Here is an 18,596-nt window from a genome sequence, read left to right on the forward strand (position 1 = left end):
TCGGTCAATTCTGTGTTTGGGATATCCTGATCAGGGTGGCGTCTTCTCCTGGTAAACTCACATGCAGCATGCTATAGGCATTCGAGCGGCCGCGTGTTAAAAGATCGGTGCATTCTGCGCGTTTAAAGGGGATGCCCAGGCGATTAAAATCAATGGCATAGTTTTTTACAGGCTTACCATAGTTAAATATGGCCACATAATAATGGGCTCCAATTTTCCGGGTGAAGATTTCAGCCGCCTCTTTTCCCGGCTTACAATCCAGTGGACGGAACGCCTTGCCATTCTTTATCACTGCGAGAATCTCCGGATGCTGGAACAGTTGCTGCGCACGGGCAGACCACTGGCCCTGAAGGGAAAAGTCGTCGCCGGTGAAGCAGGTGCCGGTGATTACCGATGACAAAAAGCGCGCCCGGTTTACGCCGTCTTTTTCGGTATCCAGAACCACGTGATCAGCATCGATATAATTGTACAAATAAGTCTGCCACCAACCGTAGGTCACCCCGTTAAGCGTATAATGTGTATGGTCTATTGTTTTGAAAGCGTCGCAGGCAATTCTGCGGCTGTGGGCATATCTACCGGTGGCGAGACTCGGTGAAATGGCCGCATATATGAGCATCTGTCCATCGAGGCGATTAACCAGATATTCCATCCCTTTTCTGAAGGCCTGCATACCCGTAGTAACCGTGGTATCGTGGAAATGCGTCGATTCGGCGGCGGCATGTCCCAGGAAATCGATTTTGATCATCTTAAATCCACAAGCTTTGAACTTGTCGATGAAATAGTCTATGCGGCGCAAAGTTCCAGGGTGGGTAGGGTCGAGTGCGCGCGCACCATCAATGTCATGATAGCCATTAAGGGTTTTAGTCCATAACTCACCAAAAGTATAATCACCTCCTTCAGCTCTACGCCCGGGCCCTGATTTCCAGCCCCAGTCAGTAAACGGAGCCCAATAAATCCCTGGTTGTAACCCTTTAGCAAGGCAGCTGTCTGCGAAGGCTTTCAGCCTGCTGAAATCGGTGTGGTTCCTCACCATTTTGTCCCAAAAAGAATCGAGATCGATGAACGCTGTGCCGCCCAGGCGAAAAGCTTTTAAAGTATCCGCGAAAAAATTGGCAACCCCAATTGCCTTGTCAAAATTGATCCTATCCTGCATCACGCCCCAACTGTTCCAGCCTAAGGGTGTGGCTTCTGTCCAGTTAAACACAAAGGCTGGTTCGGCTTTGCGGCTGGCAATGGCAAAGTCTTCCATACCGGAGCGCCAATCGTCGAAATAACCGATAAAAATTCGGGGTGAGCAAATGGTATCTCCCCTGACTAAACCGTGATGCATATCGTCGCGGGTTATCCCGGCATCTGTAAAACCCGCCCGAACTTTTATACCAGGTGTCTGATCCGCAAGCCATGCTGTTTCTATACCTGTCTTCCATAACTCATGCTCTATCGAACCGATGACCAAACCGTTCCGGGTTTGATCATCATAAGTTACTGAAACCTCCGAGCTCATGTTGCGGAAAGGTGGCTTTAAGATTTTTGAATCATAGCTGATAAATGTGTCATTATCAAAGGGTACGAATAAGCTCCGCCAGTCACCTTGCTGTTGCGGAAGGCTCCCAGCAAGCGGAACGATATCATTTGTCGAAAGGTTTTTCCCGATCAGCCGTGTTTGTAAAAAGAAAAACTCTTTGTCGGGATAGGTCCAAAAAACCTGCTCCGTTTTCGCCGGACTATTGCTAAGCGTAATCACTGTCATTATTCCTTTTCCGAAGCTATCTTTAACAGGCCTTTGCTGAAACCTGCAGGTTTTGATTTCCCGCACGCTGTTGTTGTTTCCATTAAGTTTATAGGTACATACCGCCTGCGAAAGGATCAATCTATTCCCCGAATAAACATTTAAACACCCTGATTTCAAATTGAATTCAATCCGGCTATTCCGACCGTAATGGATATGTAAAGTGCTAACGACCTTAACTGCTTTACCTTCGACCGGCAAACAAAAAAGTGCGCCCGTGACCATTGCCAATAGCTTTATTGCCAGCTTCATTTGCTCACGCCATTATTGATATGATTATTATACGGTTCGGCAGTCAACTTGAAATCGTCTCCGCTTATCAAATTGCTGTCAAACGAAACATTTACCTTTTTACTCTCTCCATTCATCAATGAAAAGTAGCCGTCGCTCATGATCGCCGGCAGGATCTGTTCGCCACTGGACTTTTTGGTCAACATGAGCCGGATGCCGAAAGCAGCAGATTTTGAAGATGCCGGGTTGGTGATATCAGCGGTGATATAAGTTTTACCGCCGGCTTTACGCACCTGGTAAGTTGATTTCAGATTTACTTTTTCAAGAGTGTTAAGCGCCGTATAATCTTTGCGTTTATTACCCCGCCAATAAAGATTATCCGAAATAAGTTTGCCGTTTTTGTCGCTTAGTTTCAGTTTGATAAAATGCACGTCCGTCAGCCCCTGGCTTGCTACGTCGCCCTGATAAACCTCAAAATCATATAATGAATAGCCCCACCAGCTGCCACGTTCGATGCCATGCATTCTTACGTACCTCGCCGTTACTTCCGGGAACTCGATTTTTTGCCATCCTACGCGCCCGTCTTCCGTACGATACACCTCATGCCAGTGTGAGTTATCATCGGAAGCCTCGATCTTATAGCTCTTGCCGTAGGCATTTTCCCAGTTCAGGCCGACTCCATTAATAACAGCTGTTTTGCCTAGATCAACGGCAATCCATTCATCATCATTGTATCTGCTTGACCAACGGGTGTTGCTGTTCCCGTCGTTGACATTTTCCGGCGAATTATCCGGGGATGAAGACGCAAAGATTTTTTTTCCTCTCGCCAGGTCTATATGATCGGTATTGAAGTCCAGTTTGAACACCTCGGCCGCACTGTTGGACGGCGATGTCAATTGCGCGGATTTACTGAATTGCTTTACCAATTTCCCATCAAGGTTATAGATGTCCGCCGTAGCGTAGAGGCCAGTCAGGTCGTCATGCGTAGTATTAATTACTTTGATAGCATTATTCACCGGATTCCACTGGATATGAACAGGCTCACAAGCCTTTCTGGCACCGAAATAGGCACCGGTGAGATCGTAGTAGTAATCGTAAGTCTGCCAAACCATTGACGGGTACGCTGACTGGCTCATCCAGGTCATGATACCGGATGCGTCGTCGCCCATGTGGTCGAGCCAGCCTTCATACATAGCCCTGTTACTTTCAAGATTAACAAACTGTGCTTTCCGGCAATAATCCTCAATATTGTCTGGCTTTCCGTAGCCTTGTGAGATCATGTGATCGTATTGATCAGGTCCGGCATTAAATGCGCTCGGCCCAAAAAAGTGCTGATTCCACATTTCGTTCCGAGGCCACCATTTTTCCTGCGGCATGAATTTCTTAAAGCTTTCAAAATTGACAAAAACAGCCGTTCCCAATTCGGTGCGCATCCCCCAGCCCTTATTACCGCCGGAGCCGGTTGGGTAGGCTGTGAAGTAGTATCGCGGATCTTTAGCCGTCCAGGGCCCGCTGCCGGTCAGGTTTTCGGCATGCGAGTTAGGCTGATAAAACCTGTCAGCGCCATCAAAAACACGAACATCTTCTTTTAGCCAGTTATTCAATGGCGGCTCCGGCCAGCCCTCATTATCGGCACACCAAATCGCAATCGCAGGATGGTTTCTAAAACGTTTGATCTTCTCAATGGCATTAGCATTGAATGCGCTAAGGTCTGCGGGTAAATTAGGATCGGAGTTCAACCAGAACTCGTCCCATACCATGATACCGTATTTATCGCAAGCTTCATAAAATTCTACATCCGTTACCGAGCCAATCCAGTTGCGGATCATGTTAAAGTTCATTTCTTTATGAAGACGAATTTTGGTATCATATTCCGCACCGTGGCAGCGCAGTAAGTATTCGGACATTCCCCAATCGCCCCCTTTTACAAAAACGGGGGTGCCGTTGATGGAAATGTGCAGGACGTGGCCGATGGTATCATAGCTGTAACGTTTAATACCAAATTTGATATGCTGTTCATCGGAGGTGTTGTTGTCCACCAGCAGCTTTAAGCTTAAATCATATAGATTTGGTTCGCCATAACCGTTAGGCCACCAAAGCTTTGGATTGTTTATCACCAGCTGATCGAAATCGCGCTTGCTCAGTTTAATGCTACTCATATTGCCGCGGTTGATCCGCACCTTTTGCGAAAACTGGACATTGCCCGGCATAATGACACCTTGCAGGGTGCCGTCGACATCGTGGCTGGCGTTGTTTTTAACTTGTAAGGCGATAGAGACATCTGCGCGTGCATTGGTCGGCAGATCTGTACGCACCCAGGGGTCTTGAATGGTAAGGTCGCCGCTGCAACTGAGGTAAACCTTATCCGTGATACCCGAATTCAGGCCAGGTACATATGGCATCCAGTCCCAGCCAGCACTTGATACGTAATTAGGACTGCCCACGTTGGCCAGGGGTTGTATGGGAGGAAAAAGCAATACCGTTAAGATATTTTTGCCTCCTTTTTTAGCAATTCCTGTAATATCAAAGCGGCCCCGGCTCATAAAGCCATCCAAGGTTCCTAATTCGATGCCGTTGAGATAAATATCGGCGTGGCGGTTTACACCGTCAAAGTTCAGCCAAACACGTTTCTGGGGAAAGCCAGCAGGCACCTCGAACTCCGTCCTGTACCAGAAACTACGATCATATTTATTCCGGTCAACTTTATAAATATTGTCGCCAAAATTAGGATCTTTTTCTGCGCCGGCTGCGACAAATGAGGCGAAAACTGTACCTGGTACAATGGCTGGCGTCCAATTTGCCAAAGTGATGGACGGATTAACCGGATTTTCCTCCAAATCAGACTTCGCTTTAACATACCAGTGCTGATTAGCAGAGCCGGAAAGCATTTGAATTTGCGTTTGTGCCCTTGCGTTATTGGAAAGAACAATGCAAAGCAGGGCAGAACATGCTTTTAAAGCCATGTAACAATTTTTCGTCATAAAAATTAAATTTTTAAAGAATCACTTTGGTTCCGGCGTGTTGCCGTTACTTTATAAGTATTTAAAAATTCAAATCACTCCCGAAAACGGGAGTGATTTGAATGGAATAATTTATTGCAGCAGTCTCAAGGCAACGTTCTTGAATTGCAGATAGGTGTACGTATCCTCGCTTACTACCCATCCAATAGTCACGGTGGTTTGCTGTGTAAGCGTAAATGAAATTGTGTGGGTGCCACCTATGCTGTTCTGATCGCCATGGTACATGGCTAATACGCTGGCGTTCCCGTTAAGCTGGTCGATGTCAGGCAGCGCGTTGCCCTTAGCAACTACTTCATTGGCATTGATGGTACCACCATAGCCGGCAGTAACAATATCCAAAGCATAACTTCCCGCCGGCAACGTGATGGTTTGGGAAACCTTTCCATTGACCAGCGGCGCGTCTGAATAGTTTTTCGCCTCAAAATGGATACAACCGCCATTATCGGTTGACCAGCCGCCGCCAGTTCCATTATTTTGGTTGATGGCATTGGCGTTGACCTGCCAATCCTTAGGTAATCCCCATTTTCCGGTACCATTATCACTGCGGTAAAATGGATTACCCGGATTTTTGATAAATACCGCCGTCACGTCACCCGCTCGGCTGATTGCCGGAAAAGTTGTCACGTCTGCAACGGTAAAAACATCAATCGCTGCTGACTGGGGTATGTAGCTCGACTGGAAAGTCACCGGTGTTCCGAACTTGAAGTTCGAAAGTGTTATTCCGGTACTATCAGGGGAAAGATTGACGCTGTTTAATTTGTTGTTGTTATCGAAAAAATGAACTACTGTATTAACATTTATCGAATCAGGCGTATTGAAATTAAGCCTTACATTTCCATGTAAAATATCAAGCAGGTATGGTTTGTTAGCGTTATACGGTCGATTGAACAAGCCGCTCTGGTATTTCGGACCATAGACCCTGACCCCACTAATGTTAATGGAAATAGAGCTCCGACCTTCACCGTCAATGGAATAGACATTAAAATTATAAGTATTTTCCAATAGGTTTGGAACGATCAGTTTAAATGTATCCAGTGGATTATGGCTGGTTGATGCTACAATCATTGAATCCTGCTTGTTATTCCAGAATACTTTGTATTTTACAATTTTCGGATCGGGGCTTGGGTTCCATACAAGCATGGTACGAAGGTTTCCGGCCCGATAATTTGTGTGTTGCACAACGCCGGGGTAGTAAATCTCACCTCCTTTAAGCAAATCCTTATAGGATTCGTTCTTTTTAGAACAACTAGAAATGATCAGACCAGCACACAGCCAGACCATTGTTTTTATGTTAAGTTTCATTCTTTAAATATTTTAATAATCTATTGCGGCACTCCTGAAAAGGTTACTTCTCTGATGATTGTATAGTCTAGTCCAGACCAGGTGTCTTTTACCACAATTCTTATATATTTAACATTTGGGTTATTAGTCGGCATGCTAAAATCGATACCATTATTTACATATGCCTGATCACCTGCGTTGGTCTGGCCCTGTGGCAATCCTGATGGCGGATCGGGAACCCGGAAGCTGCCGAGCGACACCCAATCACCATATTGTGTTCCCTGAATTGCGCCGCCGGGTGTTGTCGCATCTCCGGGATTATCCGCGCTTGAACCGAAAATGGTAAAGTCTTTGGGATTATTGCCTCCATAATTCCTGAAATACATGAGGAAATGGGTGAGTTTATAGGACGCACCTAAGCCGAATGTACATTGCATTAGTTTTGGACTTGATCCAATGGTCGTCTGCCAAGCGTTTGCGCCATTATCTTCGGTTGTATTACCATCAAAAATGTTGGGCACAACCCCTCCATACCCGATAAATGCATCGCTGGCCATCGGATAGTTGAAAAATTTATTTTTGGCAAGTACCGTTTCAAAATCTGGCGTCAGGGTTACAATCGTAGTATCCGACTTGTTACCAAACTGATCGGAAACAAACACCCCAAATTTAGTTGGCTGCGGTTTATACCCCCTTAAGGAATAATTTATAGTCTGTAGGCTAGTATAATGTTCATTAGCAATTGCAAACGATTTGGTGACAGGATCGATGGTCAAAGTATTCAGTGCAACAGCGCTTTGGGCTTTGTTAACAGCCTGAATGTTGATGCCGCCAAAGTCATGCATTAATTTTAATGATTTGCTTATTAGCTGAAAATAAGGCGTATCGGGGTGAACTGTTACGGTTACGGGATCGGACTCTTTATTTGAACGACTTACCGCCTTAAGGGTTACACTATATTCCTGACTTGCATGAAAACCTTCCACGCGTATCGTGTCAAAAAAATAACTGGTTTTGATCTCCCTTGAAACACCCGGCCTAATGTTATAATCAGCAACGACATACAACAAATCCTGGTCGCCGGGTAAATCATAAGTGATCACTGCCGCACCATTAAGGTTTTTAACTTTTACATTAGTCACTACGCCTGGTTTGGCCCCGCCAGTGGCTACGGGATCCTGATATGGTTCACCCTTTTTGCAAGCGTATATGCAAACTGCATTGACAGCAAGCAGCAGCATGTACAATAATTTTATATATTTTGATTTCATCTTATTTTCTTATAAAAGATTGATAGTGGAATTAATTACCATGCCGGATTCTGAACTAAATTGCTATTCACGACCAAGCTGTTGGTTGAGATTGGCCATAGGTAGTCTCTGGTGGCGAACACCGGGATCTCGACATTTTTCGCCCTGTAATAGTTAATAGCCTGATCTTCATAAATACTCCATCCTTTAAGCGGAGCGCTAAGTACACTTTGCATTTCTTTCCATCTTCGCAAGTCCCAACCGCTTTGTCCTTCAAAGCAAAGTTCAATCCGGCGTTCCTGATGTATGATTTCCCTTAACCCATCTTTAGTATTGGGTTTGCTCGGATTCTTGGAGTACTGCGACCATGAGTTTTGAACACCGCTCAGGCCTGCACGGGCGCGCACCCTGTCGATGTAAGAAAAGGCTTCGGCAGTAGGTCCATTTACTTCATTAAGGGCTTCCGCATATAAAAGGTATAAGCCCGACATACGCATTACCGGCATGGAAAAATCCGTCCAGCTAAAGCCGTTGTCGAATGTGGTGAGGTAGTTAGCAATTTTCTTTGGCCAGTAACCCGTTATGTTTGTTTTTTGCAACGTTTTCGGGCCTGCGAGGGACGCTTGTCCTCTTGCTTCAACATAGTGCATGTGCGAGCCGTCAAGAATACCATTACCAAACCAAGCCCCACCATCAAAGCCGATGCTTGCATAAAACCTCGATTCACGGTTAAAGTGAGCCTTTATTGTGGTATAGCCCGGTTCGATATAGCTCGAGTTGGCAGCATCACCGACCTGCAATTGGTTACGGTTGGTATAATCAAAATTTTTATCTTCTTCAATTGGTACTCCATTATTAGAATAAAACAGTTCTGTAGTTGAAATAGGTACAGCGTAATAGGCAGGGTTGTCATTATCGTTTTGATTCGCCAACTGCGTCATACGGGGAATACAATACTCCTGGCCATGCCAAATAGCATCTAATGCCCAGATCAGCTCTGAATTAATATCCCATCGCTGCGTCAGCGATGTCTGAAAAACCAATTCCTGTGTCAGCTGACTGGTTAAATTAGTTACATTGGGAGCCGGAATGAAGGTATTATTAAGCTTTAGACCGACAGATTCACATTGGGTGATGGCCTCTTTACACGCTGTAGCCGCCTTTTGCCATTTTGTGGCATCGTAGGCCGAAAATAATAAGGTTCCGCTTTTGTCCTTAAATCCAGCGTAATCCGGGTTACCGTTAAATAAGGGGCTGGCAGCGGTCATCAAAACTTCAGCTTTGATGGCCATAGCGGCAGGCCTGGTCACACGCCCCAATTCTTTCGCGGGGTTTTGAATACTTGCCGGAAGATCGGGAATTGCCTGATCCAGCAAACCAACGATATAATTTACAACCTCATCGACAGACTGTCGTTTCACACGTACCTGATCAGGTGACGCTTCTACCGGGAGATTCTGATCCACAATAGGAATTGGGCCGTATAACCGAAATAAATAGTAATGGTAATAGGCCTTAAGAAACTTGGTTTCTGCGATCCAGCGGGTTTTATCTGCGGCAGAAAGATCAGTAGGCTTATTGATATTTTCTAACATGGTATTGCATTTTCTTATCGCCTGATACATGGCAATTCCATTTCCGCTACCGTCCCAGTAATCAAGGCCAGGGTTTCCAGCGTTTTGAGTACCGGTAATAAGTGTGAATCCCGTTACATTAATAGGATTACTAGGTAGATTCAACGGGAAAACAAGTTCAGATGACATTGTGAAGCCGGGGCTTCTGTTTAGGTCATTTAGATTCTGGATGGCGTTATAACATGCAAAAAGATAATTTTCTGCCTCGTTCCTGTTTCTGAACGCATAGTCCAGTGTACCAACATCCGGTGGTACAACATCGAGGTATTTTTTACAGGAATTGCCAACCAAAAGTAAACTGGCAAGGCATATATATTTGTATAATGTCTTCATTGTCTTTAATTTATAGATTTACGTTTAGCCCTATGTTATATACTTTTTGTATAGGATAGGCAAAACCATTTCCGCCTAGTTCCGGATCCCATAACTTGAAAGAGCTCCAGGTGATCAGGTTTAGGCCATTAAAATAAATTCTGCATTTTTTTAACCCTAAGCGCTTCGTAAGCAAAGGGGGAATTGTGTAACCGAATTCAGCGGATTTTAAACGCATAAATGACCCGTCACGCAGCCACCAGGTACTGGGTTGAAGGTTGTTTTGAATGTCGTTGCTATTCACGCCAAGACGGGGATACATGGCATATATATTCTGATTTTGTTCTGACCAGTGGCTATCAGCGAACTGTTTAAGCAGCTGGGTATTTCCGTAGATGTATTGCTGATTGCTCTGAACAAAGGGGCTAACCTTATTTGGATCTATAAAAAATGATACCCGTGCCTGACCCTGGAAAAAGGCAGACAGGTCGAAGTTTTTATATTGTGCAGAAAAGCCATAGCCATAGACGATCTCGGGAACCTGCGGGTAACCTATGAAGGTTTCATCACGCTGATCTATTACACCGTCACCATTGAGGTCACGATATTTTATATCCCCACCACGAGGCGCTTTGCCGGTTGATGTAAATATTTGTGTCGGTGAACTTTGGGCTTCTGCATCGTCAACAAATAAACGCTCTGCGATGAATCCGTATCCTGCGCGTATCGGTTGGCCAGTCATACGACGCCAGGGTTCTGGGTAGTCCGGTTCCTCGTAATATGTATATTTGTCAGTGGCCAGCGTTAAATTCCCACGACCCGAAACCAACCAGTCTTTGCCAAATTGTTGCTTATAGTCAGCGGAAAGATCAATACCTTTTGAGTTCGCCTTGCCAAGGTTCGCATATATCGGAGCCTCAAGGCCGCTGGTTGTCGGGATATAGGAACGCTGCTGCAAAATATTGTAGCGGTTGTAATTGTAATACTCAGCTGTGATGTTGAGATTTTTTAAAGTGGTAATCTCCAACGCCAAGTTCATCTGCTTTGAGGTTTCCCAAGTAACATTGGGGTCAGGGTAGTTTAAAATTTGTACACCCGGATGGCTATAGCCGCGATTGGTGCCAAATTCGGCCCCACCTCCGCCGGCAAGATTAACATTTGAGGAATAAAAAAACCTTCTGTCACTGATCGCATCGTTACCAACCAAACCGTAGCTGGCACGAAGTTTTACACGATCAAATATATTGGTTAGCGGCCTAAAGAAATTTTCTTCTGACAAAAGCCAGCCAGCGCCGATGGTCGGGAAAAATCCATAACGGTGTTCTTCCGAAAATCGTTCAGATCCATTATAACCGAAGTTGAATTCTGTGAAATATTTTCCTTTGTAATTATAGGCCAGACGACCAGCCAGTCCTTCGTTTCGGTGTGGCAATGCATCAACCAATTGCGAAGCATTTGAATAGACCGTTTGTTGCATGGTTCCCACCAGCGTCGCAGATATGTTATGATTTCCTAATTGCTTGGCGTAGTCAAGATTACCCTGCAAATAATTACTGGTATTAATGATTGGTGTACCCGGAAAATATTGCAAGTACTCTATTGCGTCACCGGGGTTCTGATTTAACCAATTAAGCGTATAATTATTGGAAGCTCTGTCGTAAGATGAGACGTTATAATAAAAAGGTTTGTAAGCAAGGTTAGAATCAAAGTAAGAATACCTGTTGGTTTCGAATAGCCCGTGAAAATTAAGGCCTTTCGTAAGAAAGTCGAGCTTTTGATTTATCTCTACCTGCGCAAGAACCCGAGATTCAGATGATGTCTTATGGCCCCTGAGCAACAATGCATAAGGATTGTTGAAAGGTACGCTGTTATAAGTTCCGGGAGGTGCGCCGAACAGAATATGTTTGGTGCCCTGGTTTGCGGAATCGGCCGGAAAATACGCAGGAAATAAAACGGGACTGGTATGCAGGGCTAAGTTATAGATGTCCGAATTAAAAGTGCCATCGGTCGTGAGCGGACCGGCGTAGGAGCTGAAAGTACCAGAAAAACGCAAGATTACTTCGGTAGTCTTAGTAATATTCAAATTTACATTTGAGCGCAACTGGTAATTCTGGAATTTAATGTTATCGCTATTATTGTTGTCCGGATTGTCAACCAGATTACCATGGTCGATGTTGTAGGAACCGGCAACGTAGTATCTTGCCAGCGGATTACCACCGCTAATGCTCATATTGCCGCGTTGGGTTCCCGTTCGTTTTTTAAGCAATGTTTTTAACCAGTCAACGGCTGGGTACACATAGGGATTATAGCCGGGGCCTCTATTAATCGTATTAAGTGTATTATTTATTTTATCCTGGTTAAAGGGTAAAGCCTGTGTTGGGTCACGTGTGGTGGTAGCCTCGTTAAAAAGATTCATGTACGTAATGGGGTCCGCTAACTGTAGGGACTGCGTGTTTTGGGAAACAGAATTTTCCAATCTTACATTGATGTCAAGTTTCCCAATCTTACCTTCTTTGGTATTTACCAGTATAACGCCGTTAGCACCACGGGCCCCGTACAAAGCAGTCGCACTGGCATCCTTTAAGATAGAAAAGCTGGCAATATCGTCGACATTTAAACGAGCAAGGTCATTTGTGCTTAATTCGATATTATCGATCAAGATCAGCGGATCAACCTTGTAACCAAAAGTGGTTACACCACGGATAAAAAATTGTGCATTGTCCTGGCCGGGTTGACCCGTGGGCTGAAAGGCGATCACACCGGCTACCTGCCCGGCCAAAGCCGTTGTCAGGTTGCTTGCAGGTATTTTAAGTTCTGCTGGCTTGACTGTAGTAACAGAGCCGACAACAGCTTCTTTACGTTGTTTTTTGCCATATGCAGTAACAACGACCTCTTCGGCATGCTTAACGTCATCCTGCAAAACGACTTTGAAAACCTTATTGTCCGCACTGACGGTAAAAGTTTGCGGCAAATAGCCAATAGAAGATATGTGAATTACCGCACCGTCTTTAACGGTGATTACGAAATTTCCATTGTTATCTGTCACGGTGCCCAGTCGATTATTTCCTTCGACAGTAATACTCGAACCCGGCAACGACTCCCCCTTTGCATTTTTCACTGATCCGGTGACGGTTATATCAGCCGCAGGGGGCGGGACTTCGACGATGGATTTTGCAATCGACCTTGTTTTAATAACTACCGATTTGTCGTTAATTGCATAGTCCAGCGATGTGCCCCGGAGTACGGATATCAGCACCTGTTCGAGCGATACGTTATTAAAGTCAACTTTTACGGGTGGTAGATTCTTAACGCTTTTTTGTGACCAAAAAACGTTGTAGCCCGTTTGCTTATTGATCTCCGTAAAGATCTGCGAAAGCGAGGCTTTATCATTCTTGTAAGTGATTTTTTGCGAGTAAACTGCTGCACTCGCCTGCATTAAAGCGAGGAACAGGATTAAGCTTGTAATCTTCATAATTATCAGGTATTTGCGCACGTAAGGCAAATACCGCCAAATGTTTACAGTAAAATTTTTATACATTTGTTAAGGCTGTTTTAAATAAAAAATGTGTTTCGAATCTCATTTCAGGTTTAATAAAGCCAATTTATCGGGGGCACGCCAATGCCCCCGATTGCATTTATAAACCTGGCTTTATAAGTTTGGGAAACTTTACGTTGGCTTTTCTGTTGCTCTCATTTGTTCTCTCATTTTGGTTAATAATTGATTATTTATAGGGTAAAATTATCGGCTCTTTCGACTGATGATGATAGTATTTCCATTCTTCTTAAAATCTGCACTGCCAGTTTGCTGCATCAGGTCAAGTAGTGTTGATATATTATCGAAACGGGTAGAAACAGCACCGTATCGATCATTTTTAAGTTGAACATCTTCGAAGACAACTTTCACGTCATACCATCTTGAAATGGCTTTCATAATGTTTTCCAGAGTCTCGTCTTCGAACCGAAAAAATCCATCCTTCCAGGCAATCTCGTCTTCAACAACTACTTGATTAACCGTCAATGTCTTTCCATAACTGGCCTGTTGCCCAGGCAAAATGGTGAGATCTGACCCACCTGCCGTGACTTTTGCGGATCCTTTTACCAGCGTCATCTTCACTTGATCATCATCGCTGTAAGCGTTAATATTGAATGCAGTGCCAATATCTTCGGTTATCAACCTGCCTGCAACAACTCTGAAAGGGATAGCCTCATTATGCATTACTTCGAAATATGCTTCTCCTTTCAATTCGATCCTTCGCTCCTTTAAATGCTCGAAACTTACGGGGAACCGTATACTAGACATTGCGTTCAGCCATACCTTGGACTTATCAGGCAATACCAGTATATATTGTCCACCTGCCGGTGTCTCAATTGTGTTGTATTGGCTAACTGGAATCGAGTCTGTGGTAGTTTGCGAGGATGCGATTGTATAAACAAGCTGTCCATTAGACGTTTTTACTACTTGTACTCCGTTTTGGGTGGCGAGCTGACCGTTTGCGGCCTCGTTCAATGATATCTTTCGTCCATCGGCTAGCGTAAGCATCGCCCGGTTAGATACACCCTGTGCAGCTTTGTTGATCAAAAGCTGTTTGTTGGACTTGTCTGCCCGATTTTTGGAAACATAAATTATTAAGGAGAAACTAAATACTATCGTGGCAGTAGCCGCAACTGTCCATTTCTTCAGACTTGAAAAGTTAGCTGTTTTTGGTTTGGTCTTTTCATTAATGTGGTTTAACATTTCGACGTAGATCGATTCTTCGTCACCCGGAAATTCGGCCTCCTGATAAGCAGCTTTCCGATACCATATATTCAATTCATTGATCTCTTCTTCGGTGGCGAGCCCATCGATTTGTTTTTTTATTAATTCGTTTACCCGGTTCTCGTCCATGAGTTTATAAGTTTGACCACAAGGTCTGTTCGTAATAAAATGTTTAAATAGGTGTTACACAATATGCGCCGCTTCAGAAAGAATTCCTTTTGGAGGGTATTGTATAATTGATTTTTATTGTAGTGCCAATGAGAAATCAATTGGGCCCTATTAAAAAAAAGTTTTTTTTAATACAACCGTATATTCGGAGTTGTTACGGATGTAATCCAGTAAAAAATTGCTTAAAACGCTTGGGTTAAAGCCAGAAAAACAGGAGTTTTATTAAAACCAGAAAGCGAATTCCATGATTGTTCAGTTCACAACGAATTATTCTTAATGCCCTGTTGAGCGTATTTTTAACGGTTTTCGTTGTAATATTTGCTTCCTTGGCTATTTCATGATTTTTTAAGCCAAGGGTTCGGCTGTAGTGAAATACAAGCCGGCATCTTTCGGGCATTTGTTCAACAATGCCGTCAATTAGATCCTGAAGGAACCGGGCGTCAAGTTTTTGTTCATCGAGCGATATATCTTCATAAAAGTAATTAGCGCGTGCCAGTTCTGTTCGCCGCTGTTCCTTCCGGTAATGTCTGAAAATTTGATACTTTATTGAAGTTGCCAGAAAAGCAGGTAAGTTATCAATTTGGCAATTATGTTGATTTTCCCAAAGTTTAATAAAAACGTCCTGCACAATATCCTTCGCCACAAAATCATCCCGGCTGTGGTTCCATGCAACCAATAGCATTTTTTTCCAATAGCGATTATAAATTTCATTATAGGCCCCACGTTTATTTTGCCTTAGGAATGCCAATAATTCCAAATCGGTATAATTAACGTACGACATACAACCTTTTATTTATGACCCGCCCTAAGTATCCCGCGTTTATATAATGATTTTGCAGAGACATGAAATGATGTTGTATTCCGCAGTTATAGCTATAAAAAATTCGAGAAGTCAAGTTCAACATTAGTTTATAATTGCAGGGATAAATGACTCTGGGCTCAGCAATTGCCATCGGCACGTGTCATTAGCAGGTAAAATTACCCCGCGTTGTGACCTGATTTGAGTACCAGATCCAGTTTTTCGGGTAGTCCAGTAAAATTCTAAAATATCCCATCAAAAAATAAAAAAGCCGCTTCACTGGAATGAAAACGGCCGATTGTATTAATCAAATAATTACCACTTAAAAAAGGTGGTATAAATAGAAATCATCACTAAAAGCTCCCGGATCTGGTGTGCCAAATGTATTAACTAACTGACCTAAAAAAGAATGCAGAGCCATTATCATCGAACCGGGTTGTCCGGGTTTTAATTTTTAATCGTGTTTAAAGTTTCCGGTAATAGCACTAAGCGGATAAAATTATTTCCACTCAGACATTCATTTGCTATAACCTTAATTTTCTCGACGGTTATGGACGTTCTAATTTGGGCATAGCCATCCATCTCTGTTAAAGGTTCATGATTTTGCAGTTGGCTTGTCAGGTACGAGAGCCAAAAACCATTATCACTTAAATCACTTTCCATGTCATTTTTATCTTTAGCTTTCCATTTGTCGAGGCTTTCCTGTGTAGGCCCATTGGATCGTAGCTTGGCAACCTCATCTTTCGTGGATGCTATCAATTTTTCTACATTTTGCGGCGCGCACCCAAATTGAATGATCATATTGAATCTTTCCGTAGGGTACTTGGTTGTGTTTACGCCAACAGATGGGCTATAAACACCTCCTTCATCTTCGCGAAGACGTTCCAGTAATCTGATTTCAAGGCATTCTCCTAAAGCCTGCAATTCGGCGATGTTTTCTTTATTGTTTTTGAAACTCCCCGAATAGACCAGCATGACGGTGGATTTCGGTTCCTTTCCTTTGTAAACATTTCTTTCAATCCGACCTTCCGGTATGTGTATATCAAGCTCTTCAGGAGTAGCCTCCTTATGAGTTGCCGGTAAGCTTCCCAGATATTTTTCCATTAATGGTTTTATCTGATTAGTATCGATATTGCCAACGAAAGTAAATGTGAAACCAGAAGCATCACTAAAGTTTGCTTTGTAGAATTCATAAGCCTTATCCAAATTCACACGGTCTAATTTTCCGACCGTTGGGCCAGCTTTTCTTTCGTTATGGTTACCCAACACGGCTGCGACGGTATCCTGAAAAACACTTTTTGGGTCATTCTCCCTGTTTACTAACGCGGCTTTTGAGCGATCAATTATCCTGTTAAAAATAGCCGGGTCTTTTCTTGGTTGGGTGAAGTAGGCATAGATCATTTGAAATGCAGATTCCAAATCGTGGGTATTTGATCCGCCTGAGATGCCATGTGTTCTTTCACCGATAAAAGGGCCAACCTGAAATTGTTTTCCCTCAAGGTATGCGTCTAGCTGATCCGGTGTGAATTGACCGATTCCACTTGAGGCCACCAATCCAGATGACATACTTGCCGAAGGATAATCTGCATCAGGAGCATTAAAAGTGCCGCCAGGTGCAAAACCATTAAATATCACCTGATCGTTTTTGAAATGTGTTGGTTTAATCAGCACCTTAATTCCGTTGCTCAAGGTGTATTGTTTTATATTTAAGTCTCGTAAATCAGCCGTGCTGGTAGTACGCCCGGAGACAGGAAGATGAGCTAATAAAGCATTTTGCGTCGCTTGATCGTGAAATGCTGATCCGGATTCACGCTCTACGGAATTTAACCAATTATTTATGGTAGTCTCGTTAGGTAAACTGGTCTTGTTTTTTTCCGGGGCCAGTACTAAAATGTCCCGGTTCACATTAGCAATATAATTTCGGGCCATGCTATTCACATCATTTAGGGTGACGGATGGTAGATCAGCCTTCGTAATTTTTAATTCAGTTGTTATGCCTGGAGATGCAGTACCTTTTAAAAATAATTGCTGATATTCCCCTACATAGCTATCTGAAGCGGTTTTTCCTTTCTCCGCCGCCATTTGCTGTATGCCACTCATATAACTATTTTTCGCCCTGTCGAGTTCCGTCGCTGTAAACCCTAATTTTTTTACTTGTTCAATCGCCTGCCACATCGCCTTAAAGCCTTGTTCATATACTCCATCTTTGGCTACCAAAGTGGCATCAAACATATCCAGGTCGCCCATAAAGTCGTTGATGTTCACCTGAATACTCAGGAATGGCGCATCAGGACGGCGACTCAATTCCGTAAACCTTGTGGCTAACATCTGGTTAAACAGATTTTTGATTATAGCCACTTTGTATTCCCCAAAAGTTTTTATTCCAACAGCCCGATGCTTGATCATCACCTCAATCGTCGTTTGCTGCATTTCGGGATCAGTAAGGGCTATAAATTGATTTTTTCCAGTCAGCGGCACATTGAAGTGTTTTCTTATCTTTCCATTCTGTGGATTCTTCAGGTCAGCAAATTTCGCTTTCACAACATTAACAAGGCTGTCCACATTGATGTCCCCAACAATAATGATTGCCTGAAGGTTTGGCCGGTACCAATCTTTATAAAAGGATAAAATTTGATTTCGTTTGAAGTTGTTTAAAACGCTGTCGATACCAATTGGCACCCGAACGGCATATTGTGAATTGTTTAGGAGAATAGGAAAATATTGCCTTTGCAGCCGCTCACCCGCACCCTTTCCTAGCCTTTTTTCTTCAAGCACGACTCCTCGCTCTTTCTCCAGTTCAGTTGAATCAAGCAATGCACCTTGCGCCCAGTCATGCATGATCTCTATTCCATTATTCAGTATTTCAGGTTTGTCAGACGGCATGGGCAACTGATAAACCGTTTCGTCAAAACTGGTATATGCATTAATATCAGCACCAAAACCCAAACCTGATTTTTGCAGATAGTCAACTAACTCGTTGTGGGGGAAGTGAACGGTTCCGTTAAAGTTCATGTGTTCCATAAAATGAGCGAGGCCGCGCTGATCATTTTCCTCTAATACTGAGCCCACTTTATTTACCAGATACATGACGACCCGATGCTTTGGTTCTTCGTTGTGCCGTATGTAATAAGTGAATCCGTTGGTCAGTTTTCCAGTACGCACCTCCTTGTCCAAAGGGAGCCTGGTTTCAGGATTCATCCTAGCAATTGGGCTGTTTTGTGCATATCCGGTAGCAACCATGCATAAAACAAAGATTGAAAGGCAAGCCATTTGCCGCCATATATTTTGTGACATCATAATGTTTTTATGTTTTGAAAAAAAGCCAGACTTTACTGACTCCTTAAGGATCATAGGTG

At 43.6% G+C, this 18,596-nt stretch carries 9 protein-coding genes; all 9 read right to left on the bottom strand.

The genetic code is table 11. From position 1 onward, the window contains the following. Window positions 1-4: 4 nt before the first annotated feature. The 9 genes from J2W55_RS17555 to J2W55_RS17595 all read right to left on the bottom strand — a co-directional run bounded on the left by J2W55_RS17555 (window position 5) and on the right by J2W55_RS17595 (window position 18,591). Window positions 5-1,909 carry an alpha-amylase family protein gene (locus tag J2W55_RS17555; RefSeq protein ID WP_310098550.1) on the bottom strand — a complete coding sequence of 635 codons (1,905 nt, stop codon included), beginning with the start codon at window positions 1,907-1,909 and terminating at the stop codon, window positions 5-7. 128 nt (window positions 1,910-2,037) lie between these two features. Beyond that, window positions 2,038-5,001: a discoidin domain-containing protein gene (locus tag J2W55_RS17560; protein ID WP_310098553.1), complete on the bottom strand. Its 2,964-nt coding sequence runs from the start codon at window positions 4,999-5,001 to the stop codon at window positions 2,038-2,040. A 111-nt stretch (window positions 5,002-5,112) separates the two neighbouring features. Further along, window positions 5,113-6,321, bottom strand: coding sequence for a DUF4998 domain-containing protein (locus J2W55_RS17565; RefSeq protein WP_310098555.1), 1,209 nt, complete (start codon window positions 6,319-6,321; stop codon window positions 5,113-5,115). 41 nt (window positions 6,322-6,362) lie between these two features. After that, the gene (locus J2W55_RS17570; RefSeq protein ID WP_310098558.1) at window positions 6,363-7,592 is read right to left on the bottom strand and encodes a DUF4959 domain-containing protein; all 1,230 of its coding nucleotides are present in this window, start codon (window positions 7,590-7,592) and stop codon (window positions 6,363-6,365) included. Window positions 7,593-7,627: 35 nt separating this feature from the next. Continuing rightward, entirely contained in the window at window positions 7,628-9,538 is a 1,911-nt protein-coding gene (locus tag J2W55_RS17575) for a RagB/SusD family nutrient uptake outer membrane protein (RefSeq protein WP_310098561.1), read from the bottom strand. A gap of 10 nt (window positions 9,539-9,548) precedes the next feature. Then, a complete protein-coding gene (locus J2W55_RS17580; RefSeq protein ID WP_310098565.1) occupies window positions 9,549-12,989 on the bottom strand; it encodes a TonB-dependent receptor in 3,441 nt (1,146 codons plus the stop codon). A gap of 267 nt (window positions 12,990-13,256) precedes the next feature. Then, entirely contained in the window at window positions 13,257-14,402 is a 1,146-nt protein-coding gene (locus J2W55_RS17585; RefSeq protein WP_310098568.1) for a FecR family protein, read from the bottom strand. A 235-nt stretch (window positions 14,403-14,637) separates the two neighbouring features. Beyond that, the gene (locus J2W55_RS17590; RefSeq protein WP_310098571.1) at window positions 14,638-15,222 is read right to left on the bottom strand and encodes an RNA polymerase sigma-70 factor; all 585 of its coding nucleotides are present in this window, start codon (window positions 15,220-15,222) and stop codon (window positions 14,638-14,640) included. 465 nt (window positions 15,223-15,687) lie between these two features. Further along, window positions 15,688-18,591, bottom strand: a complete 2,904-nt coding sequence (locus J2W55_RS17595; RefSeq protein WP_310098574.1) for a M16 family metallopeptidase — start codon at window positions 18,589-18,591, stop codon at window positions 15,688-15,690. Window positions 18,592-18,596: the final 5 nt, after the last annotated feature.

This window comes from Mucilaginibacter pocheonensis, assembly GCF_031456535.1.
Lineage (GTDB): Bacteria > Bacteroidota > Bacteroidia > Sphingobacteriales > Sphingobacteriaceae > Mucilaginibacter > Mucilaginibacter pocheonensis.

Bases quoted from the DNA above. Each gene is read 5' to 3' on its own strand.
- J2W55_RS17560 (WP_310098553.1), bottom strand. From the start codon at position 5,001: ATGACGAAAAATTGTTACATGGCTTTAAAAGCATGTTCTGCCCTGCTT.
- J2W55_RS17565 (WP_310098555.1), bottom strand. From the start codon at position 6,321: ATGGTCTGGCTGTGTGCTGGTCTGATCATTTCTAGTTGTTCTAAAAAG.
- J2W55_RS17570 (WP_310098558.1), bottom strand. From the start codon at position 7,592: ATGAAATCAAAATATATAAAATTATTGTACATGCTGCTGCTTGCTGTC.
- J2W55_RS17575 (WP_310098561.1), bottom strand. From the start codon at position 9,538: ATGAAGACATTATACAAATATATATGCCTTGCCAGTTTACTTTTGGTT.
- J2W55_RS17580 (WP_310098565.1), bottom strand. From the start codon at position 12,989: ATGAAGATTACAAGCTTAATCCTGTTCCTCGCTTTAATGCAGGCGAGT.
- J2W55_RS17585 (WP_310098568.1), bottom strand. From the start codon at position 14,402: ATGGACGAGAACCGGGTAAACGAATTAATAAAAAAACAAATCGATGGG.
- J2W55_RS17590 (WP_310098571.1), bottom strand. From the start codon at position 15,222: ATGTCGTACGTTAATTATACCGATTTGGAATTATTGGCATTCCTAAGG.
- J2W55_RS17595 (WP_310098574.1), bottom strand. From the start codon at position 18,591: ATGATCCTTAAGGAGTCAGTAAAGTCTGGCTTTTTTTCAAAACATAAA.